This window comes from Pseudohalioglobus sediminis, from assembly GCF_008370495.1.
GTDB lineage: Bacteria > Pseudomonadota > Gammaproteobacteria > Pseudomonadales > Halieaceae > Halioglobus.
Map to the genome: position 1 here is coordinate 13,618 of NZ_VTUX01000010.1, position 15,781 is coordinate 29,398.

Sequence of the window (15,781 nt, forward strand, 5' to 3'; positions counted from 1 at the left end):
TTTGGCCAGGGTATGAAGTCTTGGTATCTGCGGCACACGCGAGAAGCGGGGGCGCGGCGGGTTAGAACCCCCACCCTGCCCAGCTATCGGAGCGCCAGGCAACAAACTGCAGCCTGCCAGCTCACGGAACAAAAAAAGGGCCCCGGGGGGCCCTGCTTGTTACTTCGCGCTGAACTGCACCGTTTCGCCATCGAGCTCTACGGAAATGGTTTGTCCCGGTTTGAACTCGCCCGAAAGGATGCGCTGGGCCAAGGGGTTTTCCAGTTCCTGCTGAATGGCACGCTTCAGCGGACGGGCACCGTAAACCGGATCGAAACCAGCTGCGACCAGGTGGTCCATAAACGCCTCGGAGATATCGAGGTTGAGCTCTTTCTCTGCCAGCCGCGCCTGCAGGCCACGCAATTGTATCTCCGCAATACCGCGTATCTGGCTTTGCTGCAGCGGGTGGAACACCACCGATTCATCTACCCGGTTGATAAACTCCGGCCGGAAGTGCAAGCCTACCTGCTCCATAACAGCGGCCTTGATGGCGGCGTAGTTTTCGTCCCCCGCCATTTCCTGGATACGGTCTGAACCCAGGTTAGACGTCATCACCACTACCGTATTGCGGAAGTCGACGGTGCGGCCCTGGCCATCGGTGAGGCGACCGTCCTCAAGCACCTGCAACAGGATGTTGAACACATCCGGGTGCGCTTTCTCGACCTCGTCCAGCAACAGCAAAGAATAGGGCCTGCGGCGCACAGCCTCGGTAAGGTAACCACCCTCCTCGTAGCCTACATAGCCGGGAGGCGCCCCGATCAAACGGGCTACAGAGTGTTTTTCCATGAACTCTGACATATCAATGCGCACCATGGCCTGCTCGGAGTCGAACAGGAACTCGGCGAGCGCCTTGCACAGTTCTGTTTTGCCGACACCGGTTGGACCGAGGAACAGGAAAGAACCATTCGGTCGGTTCGGGTCCGACAAGCCAGCCCGCGAGCGGCGCACGGCATTGGAAACAGCAGTGACCGCCTCGTCCTGGCCAACCACACGCGAGTGCAGCGACTCTTCCATGCGCAGTAACTTTTCGCGATCACCCTCCAGCATCTTCGACACCGGTATGCCTGTCCAGCGCGACACCACCTCGGCGACCTCTTCTTCGGTGACCTTGTTACGCAGCAGTGTGCGCTCGGCAGTCTCCGCTTCCTGGGCCTGTTGCAACTGCTTTTCCAGTTCCGGGATCTGCCCATACTGGAGCTCCGACATCCTGGTCAGGTCTCCGGCACGGCGGGCTGCTTCCAGCTCAATCCTGACCTGCTCGAGGTCCGACTTGATCTGCGCACTGCCCTGCAATGATGCCTTCTCCGCTTTCCAGATTTCCTCGAGGTCTGAGAACTCGCGCTCGACCGTTTCAATCTGCTCGTCCAGCAGTTCCACCTGCGCCTTGGCCGACTCATCCTTCTTGATGGCTTCGCGCTCGATTTTCAGCTGTATCAGGCGGCGCTCAAGCTTGTCCATCGCCTCCGGTTTGGAGTCGATTTCCATGCGAATACGGCTCGCTGCCTCGTCAATCAGGTCAATGGCCTTGTCCGGCAGTTGCCGATCAGTGATGTACCGCTGCGACAGCTTTGCCGCGGAGATAATGGCGCTGTCGGTAATGTCCACGCCATGGTGCACCTCATAGCGCTCTTTTAGCCCGCGCAGGATGGCAATGGTATCTTCTTCGCTGGGCTCATCTACCAAGACCTTCTGGAACCGGCGCTCAAGGGCCGCGTCTTTCTCCACGTATTGACGGTATTCATCAAGGGTTGTCGCACCCACGCAGTGCAACTCGCCCCGGGCCAGCGCCGGCTTCAACATATTGCCTGCATCCATCGAGCCTTCCGCCTTACCGGCACCCACCATGGTGTGCAGTTCGTCGACGAACAGGATGATGCGGCCCTCCTCCTTGGAGAGTTCGTTCAACACCGCTTTCAGTCGCTCCTCAAATTCGCCACGGAACTTGGCGCCTGCCAGCAGCGAGCCCAGGTCCAGCGACAGGATGCGCTTGTCTTTAAGGCCTTCCGGGACCTCGCCGTTGACCACGCGCTGGGCCAGACCCTCAATAATCGCTGTCTTGCCCACGCCCGGTTCGCCGATCAGCACCGGGTTGTTTTTGGTACGCCGCTGCAATACCTGGATGGTGCGCCGAATCTCATCGTCACGGCCGATGACCGGGTCGAGCTTGCCCTGCTCGGCGCGCTCGGTCAGGTCGATGGTGAATTTCTGCAGCGCCTGGCGCGATTCCTCCGCCTCGGGGTTGTTCACGGCTTCTCCTCCGCGCACCTCGTCAATTGCGGTCTTGAGCGCTGCGGCAGTGACGCCACACTCTTTCAGCAGCGCGCCCGCCCTGTTCTTGCTTTCCAGCATAGCCAGCAGCACCAGTTCACTGGAGATGTAGGCATCACCGCCCTGCTGGGCCAGTTTGTCGGTCACGTTGAGAATGCGCGCCAGGTCCTGCGAAACGTGCACATCGCCTTCTGTGCCGCTCACCGTCGGCAAGGCGTCGATGGCACCCTGCACTTCCGCGCGCAGTGTGTTCACATCGGCACCCGCCTTCTGCAACAAGGGCCGCGCCGAGCCGCCCTGCTGCTCCAGCAGTGCTCCCAGCAAGTGCACCGGCTCTATAAAGTTGTGGTCTTTGCCCAACGCCAGGGACTGTGCATCCGCCAGTGCTGATTGCAATTGATTGGTCAATTTGTCCATTCTCATGGGGGCTATCTCCTCTTCCTCCCGGCATCAGTGGCGGGCAGGTAAATACTCTCTGAGGGGTTATATGAGGCCATTTACCCAGGATTCAAGGCGAATCGATTCAGGGATTGATGAGGATCAAGCTGGCCATGCGGCCCGTCTGGCCGTTGCGTCGATAGGAGAAAAACAACTCGGATTGCCGATAGGTGCAATACTCACCGCCCGCGATTTGCTTGACACCGCAGGCAAGCAGGCGCTGCCGGGCCAGCGCATAGAGATTCGCCATGTGGCGCCCGCTTGCAGTGCCGGGCGTGAAGGCCGTCGCATCCCCGCCCCGCGCGAGAAATGCCTGCCGGACCTCCTCACCAACCTCGAAGGCAAGCGGGCCAATTGCCGGCCCCATCCAGGCGCAGAGTTGCTCGGGCGGTGTCGCCATCGCGACTATGGTGTTCTCAAGGACCCCTGACAACAAGCCGCGCCAGCCGGCGTGCGCTGCCGCCACGGCCCGCCCGTCGCGCCGGGCGAACAGCACCGGCAGGCAGTCGGCAGTCATGACTGTACAGGCGATACCGGGTGCCTCGCTCCAGCAGGCGTCCGCCTTGGGCACGCCTTCACCCGTCGCCCTGACCACGACGTTACCGTGCACCTGCTCCAGCCACTGGACACGCGCGCCTCCGGGCAGCCGTTGCTGCAACAGCGCGCGATTGGCCGCCACATTTTCAGGGGTGTCACCCACATGGGTACCGAGGTTGAAGCTGTCCCAGGGCGGCGCGCTGTGACCGCCACTGCGCGTGGAAGTGAAAGCGGTAACGCCCGGTATCGACCATGCGGGCTCGAGGCAACCGGGGTCAGTAGAGCGCGGCATCGTGTTCGTTTGCCGGATCTTCACGTTCCAGCGTGGCCAGCAACTGCTGCATGTCGGCCGGCAGCGGGCACTCGAATTCCATTGCTTCACCGCTCTCCGGGTGAAACAAACCCAGCGCCTGCGCGTGCAGGGCCTGCCGCGGAAATTGCCTCAGCGCCGTCACCAGCTCATCCGAAGCGCCCTTGGGAATGCGCGGCCGTCCGCCATAGACCGGGTCTCCCACCAGAGGGTAGTGCCGGTGGGCCATGTGCACGCGAATCTGGTGGGTACGGCCGGTCTCGAGGCTTACCGAGATACAGGTGTGGTGCCCAAAGCGGCGGATGACCCGGTAATGCGTAATCGCCGGCTTGCCGCCGGCCGCGAGCACCGCCATCTTCTTGCGTTGACGGGGATGTCGGCCTATGGGTTCATCCACAGTACCGCCGCCGGTCATCACGCCTATGCACACGGCCGTGTACTGGCGCTTCACGGTCCGCGCCTGTAACTGCGCCACCAGGTCATGGTGCGCCAGCAGGCTCTTGGCCGCGACCATGATTCCGGATGTCTCCATATCCAGCCTGTGTACGATGCCCCCACGTGGCAGCTGCGCCATCTGTGGCGCGTGTGCCAACAGGGCATTGACCAGCGTGCCGTCAGCGTGCCCCGCCGCCGGGTGCACCACCAGACCCGCGGGTTTGTTGAGCACCAGTATGTGCTCGTCCTCGTAGAGGATATCCAGGTCTATATCTTCCGGCTGCCAGGATACGGCCTGCTCGGGCTCGGCCTGGATCGCCAGGAGGGCACCGGCGGCAACCTTGTCCCGCGGCCGCAGCTGCTTGCCATCAACCAGTAACTCGCCTTTCTTGATCCATACCTGCAGGCGTGAACGTGAGAAATCGGGAAACAGCCTGGCCGCGACCTGATCCAGCCGCTCATGATCCAGTTCAGCAGGCACTTCCGCCTCCATTTTGATCCGCTCGCTCATCACTTTTCCTATTTATGCGCCTGCACGGCTGTGGTTAAATAGCCGCCTTTCAGCCGGAATGCATGTTAGCACGCCGGCACCAAGGCATTGGTGAGATAATTTTGAAGTACACGCTCGTTTTATTGCTCAGCCTGGTCCTGATCGGCTGTTCCAGCAACGATGAATTACCCGATGTCGCCGATACCGGCGAACAACAGCTGTATGAGCAGGCGCAACGCTACCTGCGCTCCAATAACTGGGACCTGGCAGTGCGCAGCCTGCAGCTGCTTGAATCACGCTACCCCTTCGGTCGCTATGCCGAGCAGGCCCAGTTGGAGCTGATTTATGCGCACTACAACGGCTACGAACGCGAGGCTGCGGTGGAAGCGGCAGACCGCTTCATCCGCCTGCATCCCGCCCATCCGAACGTTGACTACGCCTATTACATGAAAGGTCTGGCCGCCTATACCGCCAACGAGGACCTGTTCTCTCGCTTCCTGCCCACGGATGAAGCTGAACGCGATACCAGCCAGGCCAAGGAGGCTTTCGCGGAATTCAACCAGCTGGTGACACGCTATCCGGACAGCCCTTACGCCCCCGATGCGCGCTCGAGAATGCTGCACTTGCGTAATATCCTGGCGCGACACGAAATCCTGGTTGCCAACTACTATTTCCGACGCGGCGCCTACCTGGCTGCCGCCAATCGCGGCCGTTACGTGGTGGAAAACTTCCAGCGCACGCCAGCGGTTGCGGATGGGCTGGCGGTCATGGCGCAGGGTTATATCCTGCTCGGGCTCGATGACCTGGCCCAGGACGCCATCGACACCCTGGCGCTGAACTACCCTGAACACCCCAACATTGATAAAAACGGCGAGTTCAAGAGCGTCTATACGCTTGACGGACTACAGCGCAACTGGATCAACAAACTCACTTTCGGGCTGTTCTTCCCGCCCACACCACCGCAGTTTGATACCCGGCCCAAGCTGTAGGGGCTTTCGCGCCCGGATTCTGCCAGGGTAGTAGCCGTCAGCCTGGCAGCATGGGCTCAATAGCCGCCAGCGTTGGCTGGGTTCCGCAATGTGTACCCATCGCCCTGGCTCTACCCCCTAATCGCCAATCCGCCAGCCCGAGGTGATGGGATAACGGCGATCGCGTCCGAAACCGCGCTTGGTAATACGCACACCGATTGGCGCCTGGCGACGCTTGTACTCGTTGATATCGACCAGCCGCAGCACCTTCTGCACCTGTTGCCGGTCCATTCCGGTAGCAATAATGGCCTCGGCACTCATATCCCGCTCGATATACATTTCCAGAATCTGGTCAAGCACCTCGTATGGAGGCAGGCTGTCCTCGTCTTTCTGGTCCGGGGCAAGTTCTGCCGAGGGCGGCCGGTCGATCACGCGCTGCGGGATACAGGGCCCCAGCGTGTTGCGGTAGCGACAGAGATCGAAAACCAGTGTCTTGGGCACGTCCTTGAGCACATCAAACCCGCCCGCCATGTCGCCATAAAGGGTGGAATAGCCTACTGCCATCTCGCTCTTGTTGCCGGTGGTCAGCACCAGGTAGCCCTTCTTGTTGGAGATCGACATCAGCAGCACGCCACGACAGCGTGCCTGCAGATTCTCCTCGGTGGTATCCACCTCAGTGCCTGCGAATTCCTCTTCCAGGCTTGCCATGAAGGCCTCGTAGATCGGCTCAATCGAGATCACCTTGTGGCTGACGCCGAGGATATCCGACTGCTCAGCGGCATCTTCCACGCTCATCTGCGAGGTATACCTGAACGGCATCATCACCGCCTCGACCCGTTCCGGGCCCAGGGCATCGACTGCCACTGCCAGAGTGAGCGCCGAGTCAACGCCGCCGGACAGGCCGAGGACCACGCCCTGGAAGCGGTTCTTGTTGACGTAATCCCTTACCCCGAGCACCAGTGCGCGCCAGACTGCTTCTATTTCCTCCAGCGGCGGGTACACCTGCAGGCCGCTGAACGGGGCCTGCGCATGGTCGCTATCATATTGCAGCCAGAAATCCCCCTCTTCGAAGTTGGGCGCGGCAGCGGCAATATCGCCTCCGGCCGTGACCGCAAATGAACCGCCGTCAAATACCAGCTCATCCTGCCCGCCCACCTGGTTGACATACACAATCGGGATACCCGCCTCTGTCGCTCTGGCCGCGACCAGTTGCCAGCGCTCGCCGCGCTTGCCGCGGTGATAGGGGGAGGAATTCAGGTTGATAAGCAGCTGCGCCCCGGCACGGGCAGTGGCGAGGGTCGGCCCGGGCTCCCAGATATCCTCGCACACACTCAAACCGACCTGGACGCCCTCGATATCGATGACACAGGGCAGGGATCCGGGCTTGAAGTAACGCTTTTCGTCGAACACCTGGTAGTTTGGCAGTGACTGCTTGCTGTATTCGGCAACGATTTCACCACCGTGAATGACCCCAGCCACATTGTAGAGGCCGTCATCGCGTGTTCTTGGATAGCCGACGATCGCCCACGCCTCAGCGGGCAATTCGGCGCAAAGCCTCGCCAGCGACTGCGCTACCCGCAACTCGATGCTGGGCCGCAACAGCAGGTCTTCCGGTGGATAGCCGCTCAGGGTCAATTCCGGGAACACCACCACCGGCGAGGGATGGGACTGCACTGCCCGCTGCACACAGGCGACAACCTTGTCGGTATTGCCCTCGAAGTCACCTACCAAGGTGTTTATCTGGGCCATCAGGATATTCAGACTTGCCATACTGCCGCCTGGGGGTTCCGGAGTTGCTGGGAGGGCGCTATTTTCCGCAAAAGTACAGCTATAAGCCAGCCCCAATTGGGCGATGCCTGTTACAATGAACCGAGCCCGGGTGCAGCAATGACAACGGGGCGTGTATAAAAAAGAAATCAGATAACAGGCTGATAGCCAGCATGAACCGCCCAGCGATCCTAACCAGGCCGGCTGCCGCCGGCGGCCAGCAGAACCAGGCACTGTTCCGTATTTATGTAGCCTATCGTTCCCTGCTATCGGTGGTGCTGCTCATCATGCTGGTCAGCCCGAACACACGCCAACTGGTGGGCGTGCTCGACCCGACCCTTTACGTCTCTGTGGCACTTCTGCACCTGGCTACCAGTATTCCGCTGGTCGGTTTTCTCTCGCTCCGACTCGATCAACGCATGATGCTGGCTGTGTTCGTTTTCGACATTGTCAGCATAACAATCATGTCGCATGCCAGCGGTGGGGTCGTCAGTGGCCTGCCGGTATTGCTGATTATTACCGTTTCCGCCAGCGCAGTGCTGATAGTGAACCGCACCCTGGCGACGCTGATCGCTGCCCTGAGTGCACTGGCCCTGCTCGGTGACACAGTATGGCTGATATTCCGCGGTATACAGGACGTCTCTGCCCTGTTCCCTGCCGGCCTGCTGGGTGCGCTTATCTTCATCGTTTCGATCATGGTGCAGGCGGTGGCACAGCGCCTCGGCAGGGCCGAAGAGCTGGCCAGGAATCGCGCCAGTGATCTGTACGACCTGCAGCGGCTCAACGAACAGATCGTGCAGCACATGGACACCGGTATACTGCTGGTAGACTCGGACAGCGTGGTCAGGGTTATGAACAAGTCCGCCTCGACCCTGCTGGTGCCAGAACGCCCTGTGATCATGGAGCAAGGCCGGCAACTGGCGGAATACTGCCCTGAGTTGGCGCTGCAATTCCAGCACTGGAAAGATACCGGGCTACACAAGGCGAGGCCGTTTGCTGTGAGTGACGACTCCCCGCCGGTCATCGCGCACTTCCGCGAGTTACAGCCCAGCAGCCAGCGTGACAGCCTGGTATTCGTGGAAGATTATTCGCCGGTCACCCAGTATGCCCAGGCCCTCAAGCTGACCTCCCTGGGTCGCTTGACAGCGAGCATCGCCCACGAAATCCGCAATCCCCTGGGCGCAATCAGCCACGCCGCGCAGTTGCTGCAGGAATCTGAAGATCTGTCGCCGGGGGATAAACGCATGGCAGAAATCATCCAAAGCCATTCCGAACGGGTGAACCAGATCGTCGAAAGCGTGATGCAGATATCAAGACGCGAGCCACCGAAACCTGAGTACATCAAGCTTCAGCAGTGGCTTACCGATTATGTGCAACACTACCTGGAGGAACTGAGCCGGCCGGCAGATATAACCCTGGACTGTGAATACAGCGACCTGCTGGTAGAGTTCGATCCTGAAAACCTGCAGCGCGTTATGACCAACCTGCTGGATAATGCACTGCGCCACAGCAAGAAAGAAACCGCGCGGGAAAGTGCGCGCATCAAGGTCGAGATGGATTTTATCGGCCACCAGACCCTGATCAACATTATCGACAACGGCCCGGGTGTGCCCGTTGCTGACCAGGGCAAGCTGTTCGAACCCTTTTTCACCACAGTGGCCGAGGGCAGCGGCATGGGCTTGTACCTGTGCAAGGAATTGTGTGAAATCAACAACGCCGGCCTCAGCTACCGCCCAACGGAAAAGGGCGAGAGCTGTTTTCGGATTTCCCTCAGCCAGCGAGCAACTTAAATGGCAGCACAGCGTGTTCTCATCGTCGACGATGAACCCGACATCCGTGAATTACTGGATATCACTCTCAGCCGTATGGGGTTGGAGACGCACAGCGCCGCCACCCTCAGTGAGGCCCAGAGTGCCGTCAGTGAGGTGATCCCCGACCTATGCCTGACTGACATGCGGCTGCCTGACGGCAACGGCATTCACCTGGTGGAATACATCCAGCAGGAGCACCCGCAAATCCCGGTCGCCATGATTACCGCCCACGGCAGCGTGGAAACGGCCATCTCCGCACTGAAGGCCGGTGCCTTTGATTTCATCAGCAAACCCATCGAACTGGATACGCTGCGCAAGCTGGTTAGCAGTGCGCTGCAACTTGAAGGCGACACCAGCCGACTGGACAATGCCGTGGTACAGGACCTGCTCGGCGATGCGCCGGCCATCCGCACGCTGCGCAAACAGATCGCCAAGCTTGCGCGCAGCCAGGCGCCGGTGCATATCCGCGGTGAATCCGGCAGTGGCAAGGAGGTGGTGGCCCGACTGATCCACAACAATGGCCCCCGCGCAACCGGCAACTTCATCGCCGTCAACTGTGGCGCCATCCCCCCCGACCTGATGGAGAGTGAGCTGTTCGGCCACCTGAAAGGCAGCTTCACTGGCGCCAACGCGGACAAGCCGGGGCTGTTCCAGGCGGCCGCGGGCGGCACTCTGTTCCTCGATGAAGTCGCGGACCTGCCCCTGCCGATGCAGGTGAAACTGCTGCGCGCCATCCAGGAAAAAGCTGTGCGCCCGGTGGGTGGAAGCGAAGAAATCCCCACCGACGTGCGACTGCTGAGCGCCACCCACAAGGACCTGGGTGCCGAGGTCGAGGCCGGCCGTTTTCGTGACGACCTGTTCTACCGCATCAATGTGATAGACCTGCACGTCCCGAGCCTGCGTGAACGCGCCGAAGACCTGCCGCTGCTGGCGCGGGCACTGCTGAAGCGGATTGCTCGCGACAACGGCAACGAGCAGGCGGATCTGGATGACTCTGCGCTGGAAGCATTGGGGGACTACAGTTTCCCGGGCAACGTCAGGGAACTGGAGAATATTCTCGAACGCTCCCTGGCCCTTGCCGATAGCGGCACCATCAGCGCCGACGACCTGCAGTTCTCGCGGATGACACCGCGTAACCCGGCGGCGCGCACCCGAAAATCTGATCGCGAGGGTATGCAGACCTGGTCAGTGGAGGAAGCTTACGGCGATCTGGAGGGGTATCTGGAAGACATAGAGCGCCAGATCCTCAGCCGGGCCCTTGAGGAGTCGCGCTGGAACAAAACCGCCACCGCCAAGTTGCTGGGCATCAGCTTTCGCAGCCTGCGCTATCGCCTGAAAAAACTGCAGCTCGAGGACTGATTATCAGCCTGCCCCGGCCGGGCACACTCCCCAGTCACGCGCCAGGCGTGGGCGCCCGACCAGGTTCATGACCACGCTCCAGGACGTCGCCCGCGGTTCAACCCGGGAACACACCATGAGGGTTTTGTTGCCTGGCGAGCTACCATCCGGGCGAAACCGCAGCGGCTGGACTACCACTTTCCTGGCACTGCGATTGGTCAGGCTGAGCTGATCTGGCAATCCGCTGCCAGCGTGCAGAACCGCCTCACCATCATCGAGCGTGCCGTCAAAATCGCTGTCCTCAAAAACCAGCCAGCCAGCTGCCAGCACTCCGCCGCAAACGGGCGCCGCGCCCTGGGCGTGGTCCGTGGGGCACAAGACTACCTGTCGATTTCGCTTGATGGCCTCGCTGCGTGCCAGCACGATGTCATGCATCAGGCGAACGGCCGCCGTGCGAATACGCGTAGACTCCAGCAGGTAACTGAAGCCCGGCACCGCAAAAGTTGCCGTGACAACGACGATAGACACCACCACGATCAGCTCCAGGAGACTGAAGCCCGCTGCCTGGCGACCTGTTCTCTTATCAGACATGTGCACCTCTCCGTGCACACAGCATAGTGGGGCTGCGCGGTGAGGCCAGCGGCTGGTTGAATACGGTGAACTCTAGCCGGGAGTGATGAGCGAAGAGCGTGGCTAGAGGTTCTTTACTTCGATCCGCAGCTCTTTTGGCAGGGAAAAGGTGACATTCTCAGGGCGGCCAGCCACCTCCACAGGAGCCTCTGCACCATGCGAGCGCAAACCGTCAATCACCTCCTGCACCAGTACTTCCGGCGCCGACGCGCCGGCTGTCACGCCGATGCGCTGCTTGCCCTGCAACCACGCTGGATCAATATCCTGTGCGCCATCCAGCAGGTGCGCCTCGGCTCCCATGCGTTCAGCTAGTTCACGCAGGCGGTTGGAATTGGATGAATTCGGTGATCCGACCACCAGCATCAGGTCACAGCGCGCCGCCAGCTGTTTCACCGCATCCTGACGGTTCTGCGTGGCGTAGCAGATATCGTCCTTGCGCGGCCCCTGGATAGCAGGGAAGCGATCGCGCAATGCTTCAATCACCCTGGCGGTATCGTCCATCGACAGTGTGGTCTGCGTAACATAGGAAAGCCGGTCGGGGTCCTGCACCTGAAGCGCCGAGGCCTGCTGCTCATCTTCCACCAGGTAAATCTCGCCGCCGGCAGAATGATCATACTGCCCCATGGTGCCCTCTACCTCGGGGTGGCCGGCATGACCTATGAGCACACACTCGCGGCCTTCGCTACTGAAACTGGCCACTTCCATATGCACTTTGGTAACCAGGGGACAGGTTGCGTCGAACACCTTCAGCTGACGTCGAGCCGCCTCGCTGCGCACCGCCTGCGACACCCCGTGAGCACTGAATATGACGATGCAATCGTCGGGTACTTCTTCGAGTTGGTCGACAAAAATCGCCCCGCGGGAGCGCAGGTCATCGACCACAAATTTATTGTGTACCACCTCATGGCGCACATATATCGGCGCACCGAATACCTCCAGCGCCCGGTTCACGATATCAATGGCCCTGTCCACACCGGCACAGAATCCGCGCGGATTGGCTAACTGGATCTCCATCAATGCAACTCCGCGGGCTCTACCCGGTGAACCTGCACATCAAACAGGATGGTGCGCCCGGCCAGCGGGTGGTTAAAGTCCACTGTCACCTCCTCGTCATCAAAAGCAATGACCATCCCCGGCAACTCACCGCCCGCGGCGTCCGCGAAGGAAAAAACGAGGCCGATCTCGAGTTCCACATCGTCATCAAACTGATCGCGCGGCAGCCGCTGCACGTTGTTCTCATTGGGTTGCCCGAATGCATCCTCCGGCGGCACCTGGAACACCTTGCGATCGCCAGCGCCCATGCCGAACATCCTGCGCTCAAAGCCAGGCAGCAGTGAGCCGTCACCCACGCTGAATTCTACCGGATCGCCGCCGAAGTTCGAGTCCACTTCGGAACCATCCTCGAGACTCACAGAGAAATTCAGGAACACGCGGGTACCTTCTGATACCGGCACTTTGAAATCAGTCATCACTCTCTTCCCGATGGATGAACCCGTCTAACAGCATACAACCGGCACCGACCGTAATCGCGGAATCCGCGATGTTGAAGGCGGGAAAGTACCAGCCACCGTAGTGGACGGATATGAAATCCACCACGTAGCCGAGCGCCACCCGGTCCCATAAATTGCCGATGGCCCCGCCAAGTATCAACCCCAGCGCCAGCGCCAGCAACCAGTGGCCGCGCCTTGCCATGTACAGCCATACTATCAGCCCGGTGCTGATAATCACGGCCACGGCAGTGAAGAACCATCGCTGCCAACCACCGGCGTTGCTGAGAAAGCTGAAGGCGGCACCGGTATTATGCTGCAGGGTCAGATTAAACCAGCTGAACACCTCCAGCGGCCGACCATAATCCAGGTATGCCGTGGCCAGCCACTTGGTGTACTGGTCCAGCAGCACCACAATGAGGGCCAGCAGGTACCAGGGCCAGGCTTGCAGACCGTTACGCAAAGTGACGCTGCTCGCCCTGGCCATAAACGTTTTCTTCGCAACGCGCACAGATCGTGGGGTGCGCCTCGATCCTGCCCACCTCTTCGCGACGGTGCCAGCAACGCTCACACTTCTCGGCGCTGGCAACCTCTACTCGCAGGCGCAATCCGGCAATATCTGTTTCCGCGGCATCGCTATCGGCCTGTGCCAGCGGCACGATGCTGGCCCCGGAAGTGATCAGGACAAATCGCAGTTCGTCACCCAACGCGTCGAGCCGGGCAAGGAGAGCCGGTTCCGCGTAGAGAGTGACCACTGCATCCAGGGAACCGCGGAGCTCACCGGCTGCACGGCGCGCCTCCATCTCCTTGTTTACAGCCGTGCGCACCGCCATCATCTGTTGCCAGAAGTCGCGCCCCATGGGATCGTCTTCGGCAATTGGCTCCAGGCTGTCATACCACTGTTCGAGGAATACGGATGCGCCGCGTTCGCCCGGCAGATTCTCCCAGATTTCCTCGGCGGTAAAGCTCAGTATCGGCGCTATCCAGCGCACCAGGGCCTCTGCAATGTGGTACATCGCGGTCTGCGCGCTGCGCCGGGGCACGGAATCTGCCTGTGTGGTGTACTGGCGATCCTTGATAACGTCCAGGTAAAACCCACCCAGGTCGCCGGCGCAGAAATTGTGCAGCTTCTGGTAGATCAGGTGGAACTGGTAAGCCGCATAGTCTGCGGCGAGCTCCTGCTGCAGGCTCGCGGCGCGGTCCATCGCCCAGCGGTCCAGGGACAACATATCGTCCGTCGGCAATGCGTCCATGGAGGGGTCAAAACCGTTGAGGTTGGAAAGCAGGAAGCGCGCGGTATTACGTATTCTGCGATAGGAATCGGCGGTGCGCTTGAAGATTTCGTCCGAACAGGTCAACTCACCCCGGTAATCGGTAGCGGCCACCCAGAGGCGGAGGATGTCAGCACCAAGGTCATTCATCACGGTCTTCGGCGCTATGATATTGCCGATGGACTTGGACATCTTGCGCCCGTCACTGTCTACCGTGAAACCGTGGGTCAACACACTGCGATAGGGGGCAGCCTTGTCCATGGCCACGCCGGTCAGCAGGGATGATTGAAACCATCCGCGGTGCTGGTCAGAGCCCTCCAGATATATGTCAGCAGGTTTTTGCAGCTCCGGGCGACGCTCCAGCACACAGGCGTGCGTTACCCCGGAATCGAACCACACATCCAGGGTGTCCGTAACTTTCTCATACTGCGCCGCGTCGTCCCCGAGCAGCTCGGCAGCATCCAGATCGAACCAGGCATCAATACCTTTTTCTTCCATGCGCTGTGCCACCTGCTCCATCAGCGCCACTGTGTCGGGGTGCAATTCGCCTGTGGACTTGTGCACAAACAAGGCGATGGGTGAACCCCAGGTTCGCTGCCGGGAAATACACCAGTCGGGCCTGTCGGCGAGCATACTCTCGATTCGCGCCTGGCCCCATTCGGGCAGCCACTGCACCTCGCGGACCTCGGCCAGCGCCTGCTCCAGCAGGCCGCCCTGCTTCATGCTGATAAACCATTGCGGCGTGGCGCGAAAAATAATCGGTGTTTTATGCCGCCAGCAATGCGGGTAGGAGTGCTCGTAGTCTTCATGGTGCAGCAGTACGCCGCGCTGCTGCAGCAGCTCGCAGATCGCCGCGTTCGCCTTCATCACGTGCTGGCCACCGAAGTACTCAGTATCCGCTACGTAGACACCGTTGCCACCGACCGGATTGTATACCTCAAGGCCATACTGCTGGCCCACTATGAAGTCGTCCTGGCCGTGAGCCGGTGCTGTATGCACAGCGCCGGTACCGGCCTCCGTGGTAACGTGCTCGCCAAGAATAACGGGCACGTCGCGATTGAGGAACGGATGCTTAACACGCAGGTTTTCCAGCGCGGCCCCGCGGCAGCGCCCAATTAAGCGCACGCCGTCCAGGCCAAAACGGAGGGCGCAGGTTTCGGCCAGCTCAGCGGCCACCAGCAGCGCCCTGCCCTGGCCTTCAATCAATACGTATTCCAGGTCGGGATGCAGGCTCACTGCCATGCTCGCCGGCAGCGTCCAGGGTGTGGTGGTCCAGATTGGAATGGCTATCTCGCCGCTATATTGCGCACCGCAGGCAGCGTTGATTGCGGCCGCATCGGTGGCGACATAGGCGACATCGATAGCAGGAGAATGCTTGTCCTTGTATTCAACCTCAGCTTCCGCCAACGCAGAACCACAGTCCATGCACCAGTGCACGGGCTTGAAGCCTTTGTGCAAATGCCCATTGGCAACGATACGCGAAAGCGCGCGTACGATGTCAGCCTCGAACTTGAAATCCATGGTCAGGTAGGGATTGAACCAGTCACCGAAGACGCCCATGCGGATGAATTCCTTGCGCTGGCCATCCACCTGCCGCGCGGCATACTCGCGACACTTCTGGCGAAACTCCGCCGCGCTGACCTTCACTCCCGGCTTGCCGACCTTCTTTTCGACGTTCAACTCAATGGGCAGCCCGTGACAGTCCCAGCCCGGCACATAGGGGGCATCAAACCCGTCCAGGGCACGTGATTTAACGATAATATCCTTGAGCACCTTGTTGACCGCGTGCCCGAGGTGCAGCTCACCGTTGGCATAGGGAGGCCCGTCATGCAGGATGAACTTTGGCCGCCCCGCAAAGGTTTCACGAATCTTGCCGTAGAGGTCCATTTCCTGCCACTGCTTGAGCCGCTGGGGCTCGCGCTGCGCCAGGCTGGCTTTCATGGGAAATGCCGTCTTCGGCAGGTTCAGGGTTTCTTTGTAGTCACTCATATC

At 60.4% G+C, this 15,781-nt stretch carries 12 protein-coding genes; 3 read left to right on the plus strand and 9 right to left on the minus strand.

What is annotated here, in order from left to right; all coding sequences use genetic code 11:
• Positions 1 to 159 precede the first annotated feature (159 nt).
• From clpB to rluD, 3 genes are all read right to left on the minus strand, one after another.
• The gene (gene clpB, locus F0M18_RS17705) at positions 160 to 2,730 is read right to left on the minus strand and encodes an ATP-dependent chaperone ClpB (protein ID WP_149612803.1); all 2,571 of its coding nucleotides are present in this window, start codon (positions 2,728 to 2,730) and stop codon (positions 160 to 162) included.
• A gap of 100 nt (positions 2,731 to 2,830) precedes the next feature.
• Positions 2,831 to 3,574 (minus strand): peptidoglycan editing factor PgeF, encoded by a 744-nt coding sequence (pgeF, locus tag F0M18_RS17710; RefSeq protein WP_149612804.1) that lies wholly within the window; start codon positions 3,572 to 3,574, stop codon positions 2,831 to 2,833.
• Positions 3,558 to 4,538, minus strand: a complete 981-nt coding sequence (gene rluD, locus F0M18_RS17715; protein ID WP_149612805.1) for a 23S rRNA pseudouridine(1911/1915/1917) synthase RluD — start codon at positions 4,536 to 4,538, stop codon at positions 3,558 to 3,560. Before rluD ends, pgeF begins: the two co-directional genes overlap by 17 nt.
• Positions 4,539 to 4,639: 101 nt before the next feature.
• Here rluD and F0M18_RS17720 point away from each other — a divergent pair, with 101 nt between their 5' ends.
• Complete coding sequence (locus F0M18_RS17720; protein ID WP_262500987.1) at positions 4,640 to 5,506, plus strand: outer membrane protein assembly factor BamD; 867 nt, start codon at positions 4,640 to 4,642, stop codon at positions 5,504 to 5,506.
• Between the two features lie 117 nt (positions 5,507 to 5,623).
• On the opposite strand, the gene F0M18_RS17725 is transcribed toward F0M18_RS17720, so the two are convergent.
• Positions 5,624 to 7,255 carry an NAD+ synthase gene (locus F0M18_RS17725; protein ID WP_149612807.1) on the minus strand — a complete coding sequence of 544 codons (1,632 nt, stop codon included), beginning with the start codon at positions 7,253 to 7,255 and terminating at the stop codon, positions 5,624 to 5,626.
• Positions 7,256 to 7,425: 170 nt separating this feature from the next.
• Here F0M18_RS17725 and F0M18_RS17730 point away from each other — a divergent pair, with 170 nt between their 5' ends.
• Positions 7,426 to 9,042, plus strand: coding sequence for a sensor histidine kinase (locus F0M18_RS17730; protein WP_149612808.1), 1,617 nt, complete (start codon positions 7,426 to 7,428; stop codon positions 9,040 to 9,042).
• Positions 9,043 to 10,422, plus strand: coding sequence for a sigma-54-dependent transcriptional regulator (locus F0M18_RS17735; protein ID WP_149612809.1), 1,380 nt, complete (start codon positions 9,043 to 9,045; stop codon positions 10,420 to 10,422).
• Positions 10,423 to 10,425: 3 nt separating this feature from the next.
• On the opposite strand, the gene F0M18_RS17740 is transcribed toward F0M18_RS17735, so the two are convergent.
• The 5 genes from F0M18_RS17740 to ileS all read right to left on the minus strand — a co-directional run bounded on the left by F0M18_RS17740 (position 10,426) and on the right by ileS (position 15,778).
• The gene (locus F0M18_RS17740) at positions 10,426 to 10,992 is read right to left on the minus strand and encodes a GspH/FimT family pseudopilin (RefSeq protein ID WP_149612810.1); all 567 of its coding nucleotides are present in this window, start codon (positions 10,990 to 10,992) and stop codon (positions 10,426 to 10,428) included.
• A gap of 102 nt (positions 10,993 to 11,094) precedes the next feature.
• Positions 11,095 to 12,045 carry a 4-hydroxy-3-methylbut-2-enyl diphosphate reductase gene (gene ispH, locus F0M18_RS17745; protein WP_149612811.1) on the minus strand — a complete coding sequence of 317 codons (951 nt, stop codon included), beginning with the start codon at positions 12,043 to 12,045 and terminating at the stop codon, positions 11,095 to 11,097.
• Complete coding sequence (locus F0M18_RS17750; RefSeq protein WP_149612812.1) at positions 12,045 to 12,500, minus strand: FKBP-type peptidyl-prolyl cis-trans isomerase; 456 nt, start codon at positions 12,498 to 12,500, stop codon at positions 12,045 to 12,047. Before F0M18_RS17750 ends, ispH begins: the two co-directional genes overlap by 1 nt.
• Positions 12,493 to 13,005, minus strand: a complete 513-nt coding sequence (lspA, locus tag F0M18_RS17755) for a signal peptidase II (RefSeq protein ID WP_149612813.1) — start codon at positions 13,003 to 13,005, stop codon at positions 12,493 to 12,495. The genes F0M18_RS17750 and lspA overlap by 8 nt, the downstream gene beginning before the upstream one ends.
• A complete protein-coding gene (gene ileS / locus F0M18_RS17760; RefSeq protein ID WP_149612814.1) occupies positions 12,974 to 15,778 on the minus strand; it encodes an isoleucine--tRNA ligase in 2,805 nt (934 codons plus the stop codon). The genes lspA and ileS overlap by 32 nt, the downstream gene beginning before the upstream one ends.
• Positions 15,779 to 15,781: the final 3 nt, after the last annotated feature.

Coding starts and splice junctions, on each gene's coding strand:
- clpB (WP_149612803.1), bottom strand. CDS start 2,730: ATGAGAATGGACAAATTGACCAATCAATTGCAATCAGCACTGGCGGAT.
- rluD (WP_149612805.1), bottom strand. CDS start 4,538: ATGAGCGAGCGGATCAAAATGGAGGCGGAAGTGCCTGCTGAACTGGAT.
- lspA (WP_149612813.1), bottom strand. CDS start 13,005: ATGGCCAGGGCGAGCAGCGTCACTTTGCGTAACGGTCTGCAAGCCTGG.
- F0M18_RS17725 (WP_149612807.1), bottom strand. CDS start 7,255: ATGGCAAGTCTGAATATCCTGATGGCCCAGATAAACACCTTGGTAGGT.
- F0M18_RS17730 (WP_149612808.1), top strand. CDS start 7,426: ATGAACCGCCCAGCGATCCTAACCAGGCCGGCTGCCGCCGGCGGCCAG.
- F0M18_RS17750 (WP_149612812.1), bottom strand. CDS start 12,500: ATGACTGATTTCAAAGTGCCGGTATCAGAAGGTACCCGCGTGTTCCTG.
- F0M18_RS17740 (WP_149612810.1), bottom strand. CDS start 10,992: ATGTCTGATAAGAGAACAGGTCGCCAGGCAGCGGGCTTCAGTCTCCTG.
- ileS (WP_149612814.1), bottom strand. CDS start 15,778: ATGAGTGACTACAAAGAAACCCTGAACCTGCCGAAGACGGCATTTCCC.
- F0M18_RS17735 (WP_149612809.1), top strand. CDS start 9,043: ATGGCAGCACAGCGTGTTCTCATCGTCGACGATGAACCCGACATCCGT.
- ispH (WP_149612811.1), bottom strand. CDS start 12,045: ATGGAGATCCAGTTAGCCAATCCGCGCGGATTCTGTGCCGGTGTGGAC.
- pgeF (WP_149612804.1), bottom strand. CDS start 3,574: ATGCCGCGCTCTACTGACCCCGGTTGCCTCGAGCCCGCATGGTCGATA.